This window comes from Vibrio maerlii (assembly GCF_003415655.1).
GTDB lineage: Bacteria > Pseudomonadota > Gammaproteobacteria > Enterobacterales > Vibrionaceae > Vibrio > Vibrio maerlii.
This window is the reverse complement of the sequence record NZ_QRHC01000012.1, coordinates 83,260-101,328: the sequence shown is the minus strand read 5'-3', so window position 1 is coordinate 101,328 and position 18,069 is coordinate 83,260. Positions and strand designations below refer to the sequence as shown.

Below are 18,069 nucleotides of genomic sequence, written 5' to 3'. Positions count from 1 at the left end.
AGTCGACATCTTACGAAACCACTTAATTCTCTATACGACCACTCACCTTTTAGACCAATGAAAGGAAACCTTCCGAACAATAGACTGCACTATGAAAGTGAAACTTAATCCATTCAATTAAGGATAATTGCTATGTTATGGTTCTTAACCTGTGTTGCTGCTCTTATCGGTGGCTATTTTATTTACGGTGCATTCATTGAGAAAGTGTTCGGTATCAATGAAGCGCGTAAGACCCCTGCTCATACCAAAGCTGATGGCGTTGACTATGTCCCAATGTCGACTAAAAAGGTTTACCTCGTTCAACTATTGAACATTGCTGGTGTGGGTCCTATCTTTGGTCCAATCATGGGGGCTCTATACGGCCCTGCAGCGATGCTATGGATTGTGGTTGGCTGTATATTTGCTGGTGCCGTGCATGACTACTTCTCAGGCATGCTATCGGTTCGCAATGGTGGTGCTTCGGTTCCCACCATCACAGGTCGCTACCTGGGTAATGGCGCTAAACATTTTATGAACGTCTTTGCTATTATCCTGTTGCTTCTTGTTGGTGTGGTGTTCGTTTCTGCACCTGCCGGCATGCTAACAAACCTTATCAATGATCAAACTGACCTAACGATCAGCATGAGTACCATGGTTATTGCGATCTTCGCTTACTACATCATCGCTACCATTGTTCCTGTTGATAAGATTATTGGCCGATTCTACCCACTGTTTGGCGCTCTACTTATTTTCATGTCAGTAGGTCTGATGACAGCGGTTGCTTTCTCAAGTGAACATACTGTTATGGGTGAGTTCCAAGTAGGCGATATGTTCTCTAACCTAAACCCTAACGATATGCCGCTATGGCCTGCACTGTTTATCACCATTGCTTGTGGTGCTATCTCTGGTTTCCACGCAACTCAGTCACCTCTGATGGCGCGTTGTATGGAGAATGAGAAGAACGGGCGCTTCGTGTTCTATGGAGCAATGATTGGTGAAGGTGTGATTGCGCTCATCTGGTGTGCACTAGCACTTTCTTTCTTCGGCAGTATGGATGGCCTTGCAGAAGCAGTTAAGAATGGTGGCCCAGGTAATGTCGTGTACAGCGCATCGTTTGGCCTGTTAGGTGTCGTAGGTGGTGTACTTGCGTTCCTTGGCGTAGTTATCCTACCAATTACTTCAGGTGACACAGCATTCCGTTCTAGCCGTCTGATCCTCGCTGAATACTTCAACATGGAACAAAAGACACTGCGTAATCGCCTGATGATGGCTCTACCTCTATTCGTTATCGGTGGAATTCTGACTCAAGTGGACTTCGGTATCATCTGGCGTTACTTCGGTTTCGCTAACCAATCAACGGCGGTAATGATGTTGTGGACAGCTTCAGCTTACCTACTTCGTCATAACAAGAACCACTGGATTACCACAGTACCTGCGATGTTTATGACTACGGTATGTGTCACCTTCATTTTGAACAACAGTACTTTAGGATTCGGCTTGCCTATGCAAATATCAACAATTGCAGGCATGCTATTTACCCTAGCGGTAGCGACTTATGTCATTAAGAGCTCGAAAGGCAAAGGTGAAACAGACCTTGCTGATGAAGAGAAACCTTCAGGTACAACTAAAACAGCCTAGTGAAACTCTTTAACCCTAAGAGCCAGCTGCGTGCAGGCTCTTGTTGTTTCACCCCACTAGAAAGTCAAACTAAGCTCTCAATTAAATAATCCTAAACTCACGCCCAAAGTTGAAGTTTGATACTTTGAACCTCTATCTAACAGCGGAAAGTAACCATGGAATTGATCCTCTCTCTTCTACAGCAAATGTGCGTCTACTTAATGCTGGCATACATGCTGAGTAAAACCCCTCTGGTTCTTCCACTACTCAACATTTCCTCCCACCTTAGCCACCGTATTATCTGTTACTTCATGTTTTCTGCATTTTGTATTCTAGGTACCTACTTTGGCTTGCAGATCAACGATGCTATTGCGAATACCAGAGCGATTGGTGCTGTTATGGGTGGATTATTTGGAGGTCCTGTTGTTGGCTTTGCTGTGGGATTAACGGGCGGTATTCATCGCTATACCTTGGGAGGATTTACCGACCTCGCTTGTGCTATTTCAACCACAGCGGAAGGTCTCATCGGTGGTCTACTGCATGTATATTTACTGCGTAAAAATCTCGGTAGATACCTGTTTAATCCAGCGATTGTCTTTGGGATCACTTTCATTGCCGAAGTGGTTCAAATGCTGATTCTGTTGATAGTCGCCAAGCCCTTCGACCAGGCTTATAACCTAGTTTCAGAGATTGCCGCCCCGATGATCATCGCTAACTCGGTGGGCGCGGCTTTGTTTATGAACATCCTGCAAGACAGAAAAACTATGGTCGAGAAATACTCAGCCGCATTTTCTCGCCGTGCACTAACCATAGCGGATCGTTCTGTAGGGATCTTAACGAACGGCTTCAACAGTGAGAATGCAGAGAAGATCGCTCGTATCGTCTATGAAGAAACCAATGTCGGTGCGGTAGCAATTACCGACCAAGAGAAAATCTTATCCTTTATCGGCATCGGTGATGATCACCATAAGCCTAATACCCCTATCTCTTCACAATGTACTTGGGACTCTTTAAAACACGACCGAATCATCTATCTTGATGGTAAAGAGCACCCTTACCAATGCTCATTGAGTCCTCACTGCAAACTTGGCTCCGCACTGATCATTCCGTTAAGAGCAGGAAAAGAAGTAATTGGAACCATAAAGCTGTACGAACGTAAACATAAGCTATTTTCTACGGTCAATATGTCAATGGCCGAAGGTATCGCCCAGTTACTTTCTAGCCAGATCCTATTTGGTACTTATCAACAACAACAGAGTCTACTTGCTCAATCGGAGATCAAGTTGCTCCATGCTCAAGTAAACCCGCACTTTTTATTCAACGCACTCAATACCATCAGTGCGATAACCCGAAAAGATCCTGATAAAGCGCGAGAGCTGATCCAAAAGTTGTCTCAGTTTTTCCGCAGTAACTTAAAACAGAACATCAATGTCGTCACCCTGAAAGAAGAGCTAGAGCACGTTGATTCATACCTCAGCATTGAGAAGGCTCGCTTTACTGACCGACTTAATGTAGTCATTGATATTGCGCCAGAGCTTCTCGACACCAAGCTTCCCAGCTTTACCTTACAGCCTCTAGTCGAGAACGCCATTAAGCATGGTATTTCGCATCTAATCGAAGGTGGGTTAATCAGAGTCACTAGTACAAGGTTAGCGCAAGGCTATGAAATTATGGTGGAAGATAACGCCGGCCTTTATCAAGAACCAGAACAAAGCCACTCGGGCTTGGGAATGGAGATAGTTGATCGCCGCCTCATAAATCAATTTGGGCAAGATTCAGCACTCAAAATTCGCTGTGAACGGGAGTCTTTGACGCAAATGAGCTTTATTATTCCCTACTAACAGGGAATCTAGCGAGAAGCACGATGTTAAATGCAGTGGTCATTGATGACGAACAATTTGCCCGTGAGGAATTATGCCAGCTTTTAATTGAAAGCGGTCAGGTTGAGGTATTGGGAGAAGCGCCCAATGCGATTATTGGATTACAAAAAATCAATGAATTGAAACCTGATGTCGTTTTTCTCGATATTCAAATGCCACAAGTCTCAGGTATTGAACTCTTAAGCATGCTTGACCCGGATACTATGCCGAGGGTCGTGTTTGTGACAGCATTTGATGACTACGCGATTCAAGCCTTTGAAGACAATGCATTTGATTACTTACTGAAACCTCTTGACCCTAAACGCTTAAATAAAACCCTGTGTCGACTTAAAAAAGAGGCCCACCAGCACGAACCGAGTGATGTCCAAATCATTGCCCCGGACAGATTAGAACAAATTCCATGTGTGGGATTAAACCGTATTGTTATGCTTGCAACAGAACAAGTTGAATGCGCGTTTACGGACATCAGCGGTGTTCATATTCAGACGGCTGCGCAAACAGCCAGCACACAATTAACGCTTAAGGTATTAGAGGAAAAGACCTCACTGATACGCTGTCATCGTCAATATTTAGTCAATTCAAAAACGATCCGCGAGATCAAGTTACTCGAAAACGGATTGGCCGAGATCATCACTCGTTCAGGCTTTGACGTACCTGTCAGTCGGCGCTACTTTAAGCTACTTAAAGAACTGCTTGGGATTAGCGGTTGAACCACTTCTTCAATTAGATATTCGATTGTAGATAACAAAAAGGCGACCTGATGGCCGCCTTTCGAATTCATAGGAATAGAGGGATTAGTCTACTTGCTTAATTTGAAGCTCTTTAGGTACTTCAAAGAACATGTTCTCTTCTCGACCTTGGATCTCTTCAATCTCATCCACACCGATAATTTCTTTGATGCGCCCAATGATCTTGTTTACCAACTCTTCAGGAGCAGAAGCCCCGGCAGTAACGCCGACTTTCTTCTTGCCATCTAACCATTCAGTTTGAATGTCTTCTGGACAATCAGTTAAGTAACCCGGAGTGCCAAGCTTTTCTGCTAGTTCTTTAAGGCGCGTTGAATTCGATGAGTTCTTAGAGCCAACCACCACCACGACTTCAACATCGGATGCCATATCACGCACCGCGTCTTGGCGGTTTTGGGTTGCGTAACAGATATCATCTTTTCGTGGACCTTGGATATCAGGAAAGACGCGACGAAGCTCTTCAATGACGTCTGCCGTTTCATCAACTGAAAGAGTTGTTTGACTCACGTAATGCAGATGAGTTGGGTCTTTAACCATCTCTTTTAGCTTCACCACGTCCTCTGGTTTTTCAACCAAATACATGCCGCCCTCATCGCTTGCGTACTGCCCCATAGTGCCTTCCACTTCTGGATGGCCAGCATGACCAATCAGCACTACTTCCATATGTTTGCGGCTCGCACGAGCTACTTCCATGTGTACTTTCGTTACCAGTGGACAGGTTGCATCAAAAACCGTCAGGTCACGTTCTTTCGCTTCTTTGCGTACCGCTTGAGATACACCGTGAGCAGAAAAGATCACAATGTTATCGTCTGGCACTTCGTTTAGTTCTTCAACGAAGATAGCACCGCGCTGCTTTAGTCCTTCTACCACAAAGCGATTATGCACGACTTCATGACGCACGTAGATTGGCGGTTGATACATTTCTAGGGCACGTTCAACAATGCTGATAGCACGGTCAACACCCGCACAAAAGCCACGTGGGTTGGCTAAGAGAATTTTCATTTCGTTGCTCATGGTACTTATCTTTTGGCTCGCTATTCTACTGTCAAAATCTCAACTTCAAAAGTCACATCTTGCCCTGCGAGCGGATGATTAAAATCAACGGTCACTGAATCTCCAGCAATATCAGTAATAATCCCTGGAATTTCCATACCGTCTGGACCAGAAAACGCCATGATGGTGCCCACTTCGACCTCTGCATCGCCAACAAACTTAGCGCGATCCATATGATGAACATTATCTGGATTTGGCATGCCAAAAGCATCAGCCGCTTTTAGCTCAATCGACTGATTATCACCGCTTTCTAAGCCAATTAAGCACTGCTCAAAGTTGTCACTCAAGCTACCATCACCAATAATTAGCTTAGCGGGTTTGCCCATATTATGCGTGCTGTCTGCGACAGAACCGTCATTCATTTTGATAGTAAAATGCAGAGTTACTGCCGAGTTTTGTGCGATGACTGCCACGTTTCTGCTTCCTTGTTGTTATCGTTATCTCACGCTTTTTTGTGAGGTACCCTCTTATACTAAAAAAGCGCGGTCCGAATCAACGGACAGCGCTTGTGGTTATTCATTTAATTTACACTTCGAGGCTTAGCTCTCTTTCTGCTCAGGCTCTTTATCTTTTCGAAAGCCGTCAAGAATGATCATTGCTGCACCGATACAAATACCCATATCTGCAAGGTTGAATGCAGGCCAGTGATAAGTGCCCCAGTAAAAATCTAGGTAATCGACAACAAAGCCATGCACGACACGGTCAAATACGTTGCCTACTGCACCACCAATGATCATCGCATAAGCAATGTTGTTCCACTTTTCTTTTGCGGGTAGCTTACTCATCCAGTACGTCAGCATCGCAGTCACTGCAAATGCAATAGCCGTAAAGAACCAGCGCTGCCAGCCACCTTGGTCACTCAAGAAGCTAAACGCAGCTCCGTAGTTGTGGACATACAGTAAGTTGAAGAAAGGCAGAATCTCAATGCGATTCGACCAGCCGTAACCCATGTTCTCCATAACGACAAACTTGATGGCGATATCTGCAAGAAAAATGACGAAAGCAAGTAACAGCCAACGAACACCTGATTGTTTTAATGGAATGTTTGACATCCTATCCCCTGAAAACTGAAACCTAGAATGGCTCCTAAAAATAACCCCAGTAGATACTGGGGCTATAGAAGTTACATAAAGATCAACTAATTATGCGTAACGACGAGTTTCGCCTTCACCGTCGATATTCGACACACAACGACCACAAACTTTTTCGTGACCTGCAATAGTGCCTACATCTGGAGTGTGGTGCCAACAGCGGTCACACTTCTCGTTCTCTGTCGCTGCAACTTCAACGAATAGACCTTCAACATCTGTCGCTTGTGCTGCGTCTGTCTTCTCGCTCAGTGGTTTTACTGTAGCCGCTGAAGTCAGAAGAACGAAACGTAGTTCATCTTCAAGTTTGTTGATCTTAGCTGCTAGTGCATCGTCAGCGTATAGCGTTACTTCCGCTTGCAGAGAACCACCGATAGTCTTGTCTTTACGCGCATCTTCTAGAAGCTTGTTCACTGCGCCACGAACGGTCTGGATTTCAGCCCAGAATTCGTTGCTTAGCTCTTCACCTTCCGCTAAACCAAATAGACCTTCGAACCACTCGCCTGTGAATACGAACTTATCACGCTGCTCACCAGTAGGTAGAGAGCTTGGCATCTCGTTCCAGATTTCATCTGCTGTGAACGACATGATAGGAGCCATCCAACGAACAAGTGCTTCCACGATGTAGTAAAGTGCTGTCTGACAGCTACGTTGAGCGTTACCGCCCTCTTTTGCTGTGTACTGACGGTCTTTGATTACGTCTAGGTAGAATGAACCCATCTCTACTGAACAGAACTGCATTAGACGCTGAGTAACACCGTGTGTGTTGTACTCTTCGTATGCTTTCACGATCTCTTCTTGAGCCGCTAATGCACGACCTACAGCCCAGCGATCTAGCGCTACCATATCTTCTGGTGCAACCATATCTGTAGCAGGGTTAAAGCCGCTTAGGTTAGCTAGGAAGAAACGTGCTGTGTTACGGATACGACGGTAAGCATCAGCAGAGCGTTTTAGGATTTCATCAGAAACCGCTACTTCACCAGTGTAGTCGGTAGAAGCAACCCATAAACGCAGAATGTCAGCACCTAGCTTGTTAGTTACATCTTTTGGTGCAACCACGTTACCGATAGATTTAGACATCTTACGGCCGTTACCATCTACTACGAAGCCGTGCGTTAGCACTTGCTTGTATGGCGCTTCGCCTTTCATCGCGATAGATGAAATTAGAGAAGACTGGAACCAACCACGGTGCTGGTCAGAACCCTCTAGGTATAGGTCTGTCTTGTTACCGTTGTACTCTTCACGTGAGTCTACTACTGAGTAGTGAGTCACACCTGAATCGAACCATACGTCTAGCGTATCCAGTACTTTCTCGTACTTGTCAGCGTCTTCACCTAGTAGGTCTGCAATTTCTACATCCCACCAAGCTTGAATGCCTTTTTCTTCAACTAGCTGAGCAACTTTTTCTACCAGTTCAATTGTGTTCGGGTGAAGTTCTGATGTCTCTTTGTGAACGAATAGAGCGATTGGCACACCCCAAGTACGTTGACGAGAGATACACCACTCAGGGCGTCCTTCAACCATACCTTCGATACGGCTTTGACCCCACTCAGGCATCCACTCAACACCTTTGATCGCTTCTAGTGCGTTTGCACGAAGACCTGCTTGGTCCATCGATACGAACCACTGCGGTGTTGCACGGAAGATGATTGGCGTTTTGTGTCTCCAACAGTGTGGGTAGCTGTGCTCGTAAGCGTGGTGGTGTAGAAGTGCACCTTTTTCTTTCAGAACTTCTAGTACTGAATCGTTCGCTTTGAATACGTGCTGACCAGCGAATAGCTCGGTATCTGGTAGGTAAACGCCGTTTGAGCCAACTGGGTTCGCTACTTCTAGGTCGTATTTTTTACCAACCGCGAAGTCTTCTTGACCGTGGCCAGGTGCTGTGTGAACCACACCAGTACCAGAGTCAGTTGTTACGTGATCGCCAAGGATCGCAGGAACCGTGAAGTCGTAGAATGGGTGGTTGAACTGAGACAGTTCAAGATCTTCACCCTTCGCAAAACCTAGGTTATGGAAGTGCTCGATACCCGCGCGATCCATTACGTCTTTCGCTAGCTCAGAAGCTACGATGATCCGCTCAGGCTGCTGTCCGTTTTCAGGAGAAGCCTCAGTTTGGATAAGAACGTACTCTAGATCATCACGTAGACATACTGCGCGGTTTGCAGGCAGTGTCCATGGCGTTGTTGTCCAGATAACGATAGAGATATCGCCTTGACCTTCGTGGCCTTCTGCGACAGAGAACTTAGATACCAGTGCTGCTTCATCAGCCGCTTTAAAGCGAACATCGATAGAAGGAGATACTTTATCTTTGTACTCAACTTCTGCCTCTGCTAGTGCGCTGCCACAGTCAGTACACCAGTGAACAGGTTTGAAGCCTTTTAGTAGGTGACCGTTGTCAGCAATCTTACCGAGTGCACGGATGATGTTCGCTTCTGTACCGAAGTCCATCGTGCGGTAAGGCTTATCCCACTCACCCATGATACCAAGGCGCTTGAAGCTCTCTTTTTGGCCCTCTACCTGGCCTGCCGCGTATTTACGACACTCTTCACGGAACTCTGCCGCAGAGATTTTTTGGCCTGGCTTGCCTTTCTTCTTCTCTACCATTAGTTCAATTGGTAGCCCGTGACAGTCCCAACCTGGAATGTACGGTGCATCAAAACCAGAAAGTGTTTTGGATTTAATAATAATGTCTTTAAGAATCTTGTTTAACGCGTGACCAATGTGAATGTCACCGTTAGCGTATGGAGGACCATCGTGTAGAACGAAAGATTTCTTGCCTTTCTTCGCTTTACGGATCTCGCCGTAAAGGTCTTCTTTGTACCAACGCTTAAGCATTTCTGGCTCGCGATTAGCCAGATTACCGCGCATCGGAAACCCTGTTTCAGGTAAGTTCAGGGTATCTTTATACTCACTCATCGATTCTTAATTCCGTTGTGTTGGGTGACAGTTAGACATTATGCTAAGCCGCGAACTAAACGACTTAGGCTTTACACTGCTGCAGCCACACCCTTGCTGCCTCAGCATCCAATTCGATTTGTTGTTTTAAAGCGTCAAAAGATTCGAATTTTTTCTCATCTCGCAGCTTATGTCGAAGTACGATTTCCAGTTGTTTGCCATATAAATTAGCCTGAAAGTCAAATAAATGAACTTCGAGTTGTTGGCGAACGCCATTTACCGTAGGTCTGTTACCAATATTGGCAACGCCGTTGACCGGTTGTTCCCCCAAGCCCAATGCTTGAACCGCGTATACACCTGAAACGGGTGATACACAACGTTTAAGTGGGATGTTCGCCGTAGGAAAGCCAATAGTTCTTCCTAATTTACGACCGTGAGAAACACGACCGCTAATGCTGTAATCACGCCCCAGCATATGGGCAGCAGAGTCTAAATTATCGCCTGCTAATGCTTCACGAATCGCAGTACTACTTACTCGCAACTGCTGTAAACGGAAACTTTGCGTGCTAACGACTTCAAAACCAAATTTTTCACCGGCTTGTTGTAACATCTGAAAGTTGCCTTCACGATTCTTACCAAAACAAAAATCGTCACCAACTACCAAAAACTTAACACCCAATCGTTTGACCAACAAGTCAGTAATGAACTCATCAGGGCTTTGATTAGCAAAACGACGGTTGAAGTTAACACACAATAAACGCTCAATACTCAGTTTACTGAGTTGAACATACTTATCTCTCAGTCGAGTTAAGCGAGCTGGTGCTTTATCACGAGCAAATAATTCAAGGGGTTGCGGATCAAACGTCATCACCGTGGATGGCAAACCTAACTGCTTGGCCTTCTCAGAAACCTGCTCAAGTACCGCTTGATGACCTAAATGTACGCCATCAAAGTTGCCAATTGTCAGTACACATCCTGCATGATGTGGTTTGATATTGTGAATGCCTCGGATTAATTCCATTGGGTGTCACTACAACCTATTAAGTCTATTTACTCGTAAAGCTTGCTTCTAAAAGCGTGAAACTGACGGATTATATACTAATCTGACTTATTCTGTCGCTGCTTTTACATCTTTTAAGCGAATACCCAAAACAAGCAAAGTGATCAAGTAAACTGCTGCACCCAATCCTATTAATGTTGTTAACCAGAAAACTCGTTCTACTAAAGTCCAGGATAACCAAACTTGCATCTCTTCAAGCTGCCAAAGAATCACAGCAACCATCGCCCCACCAGCAACGATCAAACGAGCAATAAACAATAACGTTTTCTTGGTTAGTTGATAAACCTTTGCTAGGTGTAGGCCTCGATAAAGTAGCGACATATTGACGAATGCCGACAGTGCAGTTGCCATCGCCAAGCCGACATAACCATAGAACCATGCAAAGATGGCATTGAATACCATGTTCGAAACCATCGCAATAATGCCGTACTTCACTGGCGTCTTGGTATCTTGGCGCGAGTAGTAGCCAGGCGCTAGCACCTTAATCAGCATAAAGTTCAACAGACCCGAGGCGTAAGCCATTAAAGACATCGATGCAAATTCAACATCTTGTGGGCTAAACTCACCACGCATAAACAACACCATCAGCATTGGTTTTGCTAACACAATTAAGCCAAGCATCGCAGGCACACCGAGCAACATCACCATGCGGACCCCCCAGTCCATGGTATGAGCAAAGCCTTCTCCCTCATCATCGACATGTTTGCGAGAAAGCGCTGGGAGGATTACGGTAGCAATCGCGATACCAAATAAGCCTAGAGGAAATTCAAGAAGCCGGTCTGAATAATAGAGCCAACTGATTGAGCCCGTTTCAAGGAAGCTAGCAATAAACGTGTCGAATAACAGGTTAATTTGGCTTACCGAGACACCAAACAAAGCAGGGATCATTAGCGTGCGGATCTTCACGACACCAGGATCTCGCCAACCCCACTTGGGCTTAACCATCACACCGGCTTTAATAAGGAAAGGGATCTGAAATAGGAATTGCACCAAACCACCGAGGAACACACCTATTGCAAGACCAATCTCAGGTTGTGATAACTGCGGAGCGATCAACCACGCAGACAGAATAATCATCACATTGAGGAAAACAGGAGTAAAAGACGAAACCGCAAACTTACCCAATGTGTTAAGAATCGCGCCAGATAACGCAACAAAGGTAATGAACCATAAATAAGGAAAGGTAATTTTGAGCATCAGACTGGCTAGTTCGAATTTACCCGCAGATGGGCCATCGTTCATCCAATCCAAGAACCAACCAAAGCCGAACAGCGCAGTCACGACTCCTGAGCCTAAAACGCCAAGTACGGTAACAATAGAGACAATAACGCCTAAGGTACCTGCGGCCCGAGCAATCAGTTGACGGGTTTTATCCATATCACCAGAGGCATGATATTCCGTTAGGACAGGAACAAAGGCTTGCGAGAAGGCACCTTCAGCAAAAAGGCGACGCAGGAAGTTGGGGATTTTATTAGCGAAGAAGAAAACATCAGCGCTCGCTCCTGCCCCCATTAAATTTGCCACTACAATATCGCGCACTAAGCCTAGGACGCGGGATACGAGCGTCATCGCACTGACAATCATGCCAGACTTGAGCAGTCTTTTACTCACATTAACCTCAGATAGAAAACCAACACACTTTTATTAGCATTGGTATAGAAATGCTGTTAGAATCCCCGCCATCTTAACCGCGATAACTTATACATACCAAAATTTGTTTGGTTTCGATGAGTTTTTGCACAAATCAGTTGACATTTAAGCGCAAATGAGGGATATTCCTCGCCCTTAAATTGTCACCGAACTAAGTTTTTGGGAGTTAGACCCTTGGCAAACAGTAAATCTGCTAAGAAGCGCGCTATCCAAGCTGAGAAACGTCGCCAGCACAACGCTAGCCGTCGTTCTATGATGCGCACTTACATGAAAAAAACTATCGCTGCTATCGAAGCTGCTGATAAAGAAGCTGCAACTAAAGCATTCGCTGAAGTTACACCACTACTAGACCGCATGGCGACTAAAGGCCTTATTCATAAGAATAAAGCTGCGCGTCATAAGTCTCGCTTCGCTGCTGCAATCAAAGCTCTTTAATAGAATTTTGATTTAGCAAAAAAAACCGGCTTTAGCCGGTTTTTTTATACCTAAAATTCAAGCGTAAAAAAGACGACACTTCCGGTCGCCTTCTTCTTTCATATTTGTAGCTAAATATCAGCTATTTACAATAGATTCCGTGCAGCAATTTGATCATCGCTTTCACTTCATCGCTACTCAGCGTGTAATAAACTGTCTGTGCTTCTTTTCGAGTCTCAACCAAACCATCGCGACGTAACCATGCCAAGTGCTGTGAGAGTGCAGATTGGCTCAGCTCTAACTGACCACATAACTCGCCAACCGATAGCTCGTTATTATGAAGTAAACACAAGATCTGCAATCGGCGTTCATTAGCCATTGCCTTTAGCAGAATCACAGCTTCTGCTGAGTTCTTCTCCATCTCTTGTAAATTCATGATTTCCTCATAATATTTTGATTACATTCTGAAGCGATACTTTAAACAATTCACCGCAAATTAAAAACCGCCATTCTGGAATAAATGACCAAAATCCGCGTCACATACGTTTTTCACTGCAGGATGTTGAATCATTCTCTCAGCAAATATGACGTAGTACTCTTCTTTTAGCTCGTCGATATGACCAATCAGCTTTAGTGGCAAGTCATTACGCACTTCATTCATATACAATGTTGGAGCAAGGAAAATGACATCATTGTGGTAGCGAGCAAAGGCTTTCATCAATGCCACATCGTCAAACTCACCAAGGATATCGGCCTCAATTCCCTGTTGATCAAACCACTGCATAACCTTGCGCCCCATCGACGTTCGGCTTCCTGGGATCAGTAGTTTACGCTGTTCTAGTACATCAGGAAATTGGACTTCATTAATATCACTAGAACAAAAGAAGCTCATATTACTCTCTCCGAGCTTTTTGCTGTATAAGCCCGGACTCTTACCTGAATCGACCGGGCAATCGGACAAGATCATATCCAAGTTATGTTGCGATAACTTTTCTAGCAACATTTCGTGGGTCGACTCAAAACAGCGTAGGTGGATGCTGCGATCTTCAGGGACCGTGGTCGAGAGAATTTTACTTACCAACCTTTTTGACAGAGCATCTGCCACACCCACTTCAAACAACGTATTTGACCGTTGACTGTAGTTAACGATATCGAGCATCTCATAACTTAGTCCAAACATACGATCTGCGTATTTATAAATAAGTTGGCCAAGCTCGGTTGGCTCCACGCTTCGACCATTTCGTTTAGTAAGCTTCCCCTTTACTCGCTCTTCTAATGCCTTTATTTGCCCTGTGACCGTTTGCGGCGTGAGGAAAAGAGCATCAGCCGCTTTTGTCACAGAACCTTGCTTGCAGACCATCCAAAAGTAATAAAGGTGGTTATAGTTTAAGTGAGACATATCTATTCCTTTGTGACAGCTAGTGTCATGAATAATAACAAAAGCTCGGTAATAACGACATTATAGTAACTATTATCAGATTTTACCGAAACCACTCCTGTCACATTGTCATAGAAGATTCAAAAAACAGAATACTTTTTAGTCATATAAAGATGTTCTTTATCTCTTAATGGAATATCGCACTATAAATTAATTAAATTAAAACAATAGGTTAAGAATCGTAAATTTAATTAGACACCTAATTAATAAATTAATCGGGAAAAATAACCTCGTTTTATCAAAGTGTCATATAACTGAAATATTTCCCCTCTAACATCGGCCGCAGTTATCAAAAACACCCTAACTACTAACTCTTGGGTTCCGGAGAAATTATTATGAACCAAGCTACTACTGCAGCAGCGCCTGCTTCAAGCAAAGCGAACATGCTACGTTGGGCTAACTTGGCATTCATGCTGTACCTTCTACTGCTATCAGTTGCAATGGTTGGTACAGGCTTCAAATGGGCAACAGGCGATCAAGCGAAAGCATTATTCGAATTTGCATCACACCCTGTTGCTGGCTTAATGATCGGTCTTGTAGCAACAGCACTGATTCAATCATCTAGTACTGTAACCTCAATTATCGTTGGTCTAGTTGCAGGCGGCCTTCCTGTTGAGACTGCTATCCCTATGATTATGGGTGCGAACATCGGTACAACAGTCACGAATACGATCGTGTCTCTTGCACACATTCGTGATCGCGATGAGTTCAAACGTGCATTCTCAAGTGCAACGATTCATGACTTCTTCAATATTCTTGCGGTAGCAATCTTCCTACCTCTTGAAGTGATGTTTGGTATCTTTGAGAAAATATCTCACTGGCTAGTATCACCAATGCTTGCAACTGGTGACATGAGCATCAAAGGCTTTAACTTCATCAAGCCAATCACAAAACCTGTTGTAAATGCAGTGAAAGAGCCTCTAGCGACTTTCGGTGACCAAATGGGTGGCGTGATGCTCATCGGTCTGGGCATCTTGACTATCTTCGTTGCAATTACTGTTATGGGTAAGCTAATGAAGAGCTTAATGGTTGGCCGTGCAAAAGAGCTTCTAAAGAATGCTATCGGTCGTGGTCCACTGCACGGTATCTTCTCTGGTTCAATCGTAACGGTATTGGTTCAGTCTTCTACAACGACTACATGTCTGATCGTTCCACTAGTAGGTAACGGTGTATTAAAAGTAAAAGACATCTACCCATTCACAGTAGGTGCAAATATAGGTACTTGTATTACCGCTCTACTAGCTGCGACAGCAGCAACAGGCGAGTTTGCAGTATTCGCACTTCAAATTGCGCTAGTACACCTATGCTTTAACCTAGCGGCAACTATTTTCATCTTTGGTATTCCATTCCTGCGCAACATCCCACTAAAAGGCGCAGACTGGATTTCAGATATGGCACTTAAAAACAAAGCTGTTGTAGTAGGTTACCTAGCAGTACTATTCCTAGTCGTACCAGGTACAATTCTAGCTTTCACTGTGTAATTACAGATTAAACCATCGCTTATCAAAGCCCCTAACTTCGGTTGGGGGCTTTTTCGTTTTAGAGCTAGAGAGCTAGAGAGCTAGAGAGCTAGAGAGCTAGAATATTGAAGGTTTGACGTTTGACATCAACCCTTCTCCACCCTATGGCTATAAAAATCGAGATATCTAGCTTTCTTTAAGCGTAGCGTCCTAGATCTGCTCTCCAAAAAAAGCGCCGGTCTTTCGACCAGCGCTTTAAAATTCAAACCTATGGATTAGTCACTTCGCTACACTGAGAACGGGTACTTAATTGCGTCGTGGTGTTCATAACCCTCAACCCAAAAATCGTCTAGAGTCACCCATGTTTCTAGGTCTTCTAGAGATTTAATCTCTGGGTTGATGTGGAAGGTTGGTGCTTTCAATGGCTCACGCTTCAATTGAACGTCACGCATCAGTTCAAGCTGATCTTCATAAATGTGCGCATTCACGATTTTATGGTATGCCTGACCCGCTTTCTTACCGGTGATTTGCGCCATGATAGCTAGGAATACGTAAACCTGAACCATATTAAAGTTAAGGCCTAGTGGAACATCACAAGAACGCTGTGTGCTGTTTAGATAAAGCGTATCACCCAATAGCGAGAAGTGATGACTGTACATACACGGACGTAGGCAACCCATATGGAACTCACCTGGATTGTAGAAGTTTAGGATCTCCCCACGGTCATCTGTGCCACGAGTCAGATCGTCGACAATCTTACGTAGTTGATCGATATGCCCACCGTCCGGCTTTGCCCATGCACGACCTTGAACACCGTATACACGCCCCATGTCGTCCTCACCTTTACGGTAGGGGTTGTTCAGCCAAGCTTCGTTTAGGTTTGCATTAGCATCCCAAGTTTTGGTACCAAGCTTACGGAAATCTTCTGCGTTATCATAACCGCGGATGTAACCAAGTAGCTCTGCGACTGCGGCCTTCCAGAAGCTCTTACGCGTTGTCACAAGAGGGAATTGGTTCGCAGCAACATCGTAAGTGAGGTCAGCATTGATAACCGTTAAGCAACGCTTACCGGTACGCTCATTTTCAATCCAAGTGCCTTCATCAACGATACGCTGACAGAGTTCTAAATACTGTTTCACACCAAATCCTTACTTCTTTTGTTGTGGTAGTTCATCTTTGTAGTGGCCACGTTTGTAAGCCCAAAGCACCATGAGTGCACCGATGATAATCATTGGTAGAGACAAAATCTGCCCCATTGAGATGAAATCACCAAATAAGCCTAAATGAGCATCCGGTTCACGTACGTATTCTACTAAGAAACGGAATGTACCGTAACCGGCAAGGAATAAACCTGATACAGATCCAAGTGGACGAGGTTTCTTGATAAACCAGTTCAAAATGAAGAACAGAACAATGCCTTCTAGCGCCATTTCATACAGTTGTGATGGGTGGCGAGGTAGAGGACCGCCATTAGGGAACACAAATGCCCAAGGCACATCTGTAACTCGGCCCCAAAGCTCACTGTTCATGAAGTTACCAAGACGTCCCATACCTAAACCAAACGGTACAAGTGGCGCAATGAAATCCGCGACACCAAAGAAGGTGCGACCGTTTTTCTTCGCGTACCAGAACATCGCGGTGATTACGCCGAGTAAGCCACCATGGAAAGACATACCGCCTGTCCAAACTTTAAATAGGTAAAGCGGATCCGCCAGGAATAAATCGAAGTTGTAAAACAACACATAACCAACACGGCCACCAATCACAACACCTAAAAAGCCGGCGAATAGCAGATCTGATACCTGCTCACGCGTCCACCCACTACCCTTTTTATCTGCGCGACGGTTTGCAAGCCACAATGCAAACGCAAAACCAACAAGGTACATCAAGCCATACCAGCGAATTGCGAGTGGGCCGATTTCAATTAATACAGGATCAATATTGGGGAAAGTCAGATATCCCTGAGACATAATGTGAATTCTCTAATTATGATGAAATGAGCATGCTTGCTGCAATAAACAGCAAGAATAGCGCGAATATTTTTTTGAGACTCGCCGTTGGCAATTTAGTTGCAAGGCGAGCACCGATTCTTGTCGTCAGTACCGAGGTAAATGCTATCGCGAACAGAGCTGGTAGGTAAATATAACCTAGACTATATTTCGGTAAGCCCTCGACACCATGGCCGTGAAACATGAAGCCTAACATACCAGCAATCGCTATCATGCAGCCACACACCGAAGATGAACCAACCGCCTTTCGCATCTCTACACCGTAGCGACTTAAGAAAGGCACTGTCAATGAGCCACCACCAATACCGGCCAAGCTAGAGATAATTCCAATCACGGTTCCACTCAAAGAAGTATTGAGGGGCGATGGCATAGCGCGGACTCGCTTACTGCGCGCAGAAATGAGCATCTGTAATGCCAAGCCTAAGACTATGAAACCAAAGATACGCGGCAAGTAGTGTGTTGGCACCCAATCAGCCACATAAGTTCCAATAAAACCTCCAATTATCACACCAGGTATCAACCACTTAACTACGTAAAGGTCGACATTTCCCAAGCGTAAATGATTAAAGGCCGAGGAGCCTGAAGTCAGAATAATGGTGGCAAGAGAGGTCCCCAAAGCCATGAGCATAGTTAACTCAGCAGAAATGCCGGACCAGGGTAGGATGATCGTCAGAGCAGGAACCACAATTAAGCCCCCACCAATGCCCAATAGGCCAGCCATAACGCCAACAAAGCCCCCTAGGGCCATCAATAATAAAATCAGTTCTAAAGACACAATAT

16 protein-coding genes are annotated in these 18,069 nt (G+C 44.8%); 5 read left to right on the top strand and 11 right to left on the bottom strand.

Features of this window, described 5'->3' with window-relative positions:
- Positions 1–132 precede the first annotated feature (132 nt).
- The 3 genes from DPF91_RS18415 to btsR all read left to right on the top strand — a co-directional run bounded on the left by DPF91_RS18415 (position 133) and on the right by btsR (position 4,186).
- Positions 133–1,617, top strand: coding sequence for a carbon starvation CstA family protein (locus tag DPF91_RS18415; protein WP_117235914.1), 1,485 nt, complete (start codon positions 133–135; stop codon positions 1,615–1,617).
- A gap of 155 nt (positions 1,618–1,772) precedes the next feature.
- Complete coding sequence (locus DPF91_RS18410) at positions 1,773–3,437, top strand: sensor histidine kinase (protein ID WP_117235913.1); 1,665 nt, start codon at positions 1,773–1,775, stop codon at positions 3,435–3,437.
- Between the two features lie 23 nt (positions 3,438–3,460).
- Positions 3,461–4,186, top strand: a complete 726-nt coding sequence (gene btsR / locus DPF91_RS18405; protein ID WP_117235912.1) for a two-component system response regulator BtsR — start codon at positions 3,461–3,463, stop codon at positions 4,184–4,186.
- 84 nt (positions 4,187–4,270) lie between these two features.
- On the opposite strand, the gene ispH is transcribed toward btsR, so the two are convergent.
- From ispH to murJ, 6 genes are all read right to left on the bottom strand, one after another.
- Positions 4,271–5,236 carry a 4-hydroxy-3-methylbut-2-enyl diphosphate reductase gene (gene ispH / locus DPF91_RS18400; RefSeq protein WP_164684233.1) on the bottom strand — a complete coding sequence of 322 codons (966 nt, stop codon included), beginning with the start codon at positions 5,234–5,236 and terminating at the stop codon, positions 4,271–4,273.
- A 20-nt stretch (positions 5,237–5,256) separates the two neighbouring features.
- Positions 5,257–5,688 (bottom strand): FKBP-type peptidyl-prolyl cis-trans isomerase, encoded by a 432-nt coding sequence (gene fkpB, locus DPF91_RS18395; protein ID WP_117235911.1) that lies wholly within the window; start codon positions 5,686–5,688, stop codon positions 5,257–5,259.
- A gap of 126 nt (positions 5,689–5,814) precedes the next feature.
- Positions 5,815–6,327, bottom strand: coding sequence for a signal peptidase II (gene lspA / locus DPF91_RS18390; protein ID WP_117235910.1), 513 nt, complete (start codon positions 6,325–6,327; stop codon positions 5,815–5,817).
- Between the two features lie 90 nt (positions 6,328–6,417).
- Entirely contained in the window at positions 6,418–9,279 is a 2,862-nt protein-coding gene (gene ileS, locus DPF91_RS18385; protein ID WP_117235909.1) for an isoleucine--tRNA ligase, read from the bottom strand.
- 64 nt (positions 9,280–9,343) lie between these two features.
- The gene (ribF, locus tag DPF91_RS18380) at positions 9,344–10,279 is read right to left on the bottom strand and encodes a bifunctional riboflavin kinase/FAD synthetase (protein ID WP_117235908.1); all 936 of its coding nucleotides are present in this window, start codon (positions 10,277–10,279) and stop codon (positions 9,344–9,346) included.
- An 87-nt stretch (positions 10,280–10,366) separates the two neighbouring features.
- Positions 10,367–11,929, bottom strand: coding sequence for a murein biosynthesis integral membrane protein MurJ (gene murJ / locus DPF91_RS18375; protein WP_117235907.1), 1,563 nt, complete (start codon positions 11,927–11,929; stop codon positions 10,367–10,369).
- A gap of 213 nt (positions 11,930–12,142) precedes the next feature.
- On the opposite strand from murJ, the gene rpsT reads away from it, so the two are divergent.
- Positions 12,143–12,403 carry a 30S ribosomal protein S20 gene (rpsT, locus tag DPF91_RS18370; protein ID WP_117235906.1) on the top strand — a complete coding sequence of 87 codons (261 nt, stop codon included), beginning with the start codon at positions 12,143–12,145 and terminating at the stop codon, positions 12,401–12,403.
- A gap of 121 nt (positions 12,404–12,524) precedes the next feature.
- Here the strand turns inward: rpsT and DPF91_RS18365 are convergent, their stop codons facing one another.
- Both DPF91_RS18365 and nhaR read right to left on the bottom strand, forming a co-directional pair.
- On the bottom strand, positions 12,525–12,818 hold the full coding sequence (locus DPF91_RS18365) for an ArsR/SmtB family transcription factor (RefSeq protein WP_117235905.1): 294 nt from the start codon (positions 12,816–12,818) through the stop codon (positions 12,525–12,527).
- A 60-nt stretch (positions 12,819–12,878) separates the two neighbouring features.
- Positions 12,879–13,781, bottom strand: coding sequence for a transcriptional activator NhaR (gene nhaR, locus DPF91_RS18360; RefSeq protein WP_117235904.1), 903 nt, complete (start codon positions 13,779–13,781; stop codon positions 12,879–12,881).
- A 374-nt stretch (positions 13,782–14,155) separates the two neighbouring features.
- Here nhaR and DPF91_RS18355 point away from each other — a divergent pair, with 374 nt between their 5' ends.
- Positions 14,156–15,301, top strand: coding sequence for a Na/Pi symporter (locus DPF91_RS18355; RefSeq protein ID WP_117235903.1), 1,146 nt, complete (start codon positions 14,156–14,158; stop codon positions 15,299–15,301).
- Positions 15,302–15,567: 266 nt separating this feature from the next.
- Here the strand turns inward: DPF91_RS18355 and DPF91_RS18350 are convergent, their stop codons facing one another.
- From DPF91_RS18350 to DPF91_RS18340, 3 genes are read right to left on the bottom strand one after another with little or no spacing between them, the layout of a single operon-like run.
- Positions 15,568–16,419 carry a thymidylate synthase gene (locus tag DPF91_RS18350; RefSeq protein ID WP_117235902.1) on the bottom strand — a complete coding sequence of 284 codons (852 nt, stop codon included), beginning with the start codon at positions 16,417–16,419 and terminating at the stop codon, positions 15,568–15,570.
- Between the two features lie 9 nt (positions 16,420–16,428).
- Positions 16,429–17,250 (bottom strand): prolipoprotein diacylglyceryl transferase, encoded by an 822-nt coding sequence (gene lgt, locus DPF91_RS18345; RefSeq protein WP_117235901.1) that lies wholly within the window; start codon positions 17,248–17,250, stop codon positions 16,429–16,431.
- Between the two features lie 16 nt (positions 17,251–17,266).
- The gene (locus tag DPF91_RS18340; RefSeq protein ID WP_117235900.1) at positions 17,267–18,064 is read right to left on the bottom strand and encodes a sulfite exporter TauE/SafE family protein; all 798 of its coding nucleotides are present in this window, start codon (positions 18,062–18,064) and stop codon (positions 17,267–17,269) included.
- Between the last annotated feature and the right edge of the window lie 5 nt (positions 18,065–18,069).

Bases quoted from the DNA above. Each gene is read 5' to 3' on its own strand.
- DPF91_RS18415 (WP_117235914.1), top strand. From the start codon at position 133: ATGTTATGGTTCTTAACCTGTGTTGCTGCTCTTATCGGTGGCTATTTT.
- DPF91_RS18410 (WP_117235913.1), top strand. From the start codon at position 1,773: ATGGAATTGATCCTCTCTCTTCTACAGCAAATGTGCGTCTACTTAATG.
- btsR (WP_117235912.1), top strand. From the start codon at position 3,461: ATGTTAAATGCAGTGGTCATTGATGACGAACAATTTGCCCGTGAGGAA.
- ispH (WP_164684233.1), bottom strand. From the start codon at position 5,236: ATGAGCAACGAAATGAAAATTCTCTTAGCCAACCCACGTGGCTTTTGT.
- lspA (WP_117235910.1), bottom strand. From the start codon at position 6,327: ATGTCAAACATTCCATTAAAACAATCAGGTGTTCGTTGGCTGTTACTT.
- ileS (WP_117235909.1), bottom strand. From the start codon at position 9,279: ATGAGTGAGTATAAAGATACCCTGAACTTACCTGAAACAGGGTTTCCG.
- ribF (WP_117235908.1), bottom strand. From the start codon at position 10,279: ATGGAATTAATCCGAGGCATTCACAATATCAAACCACATCATGCAGGA.
- DPF91_RS18365 (WP_117235905.1), bottom strand. From the start codon at position 12,818: ATGAATTTACAAGAGATGGAGAAGAACTCAGCAGAAGCTGTGATTCTG.
- nhaR (WP_117235904.1), bottom strand. From the start codon at position 13,781: ATGTCTCACTTAAACTATAACCACCTTTATTACTTTTGGATGGTCTGC.
- DPF91_RS18355 (WP_117235903.1), top strand. From the start codon at position 14,156: ATGAACCAAGCTACTACTGCAGCAGCGCCTGCTTCAAGCAAAGCGAAC.
- lgt (WP_117235901.1), bottom strand. From the start codon at position 17,250: ATGTCTCAGGGATATCTGACTTTCCCCAATATTGATCCTGTATTAATT.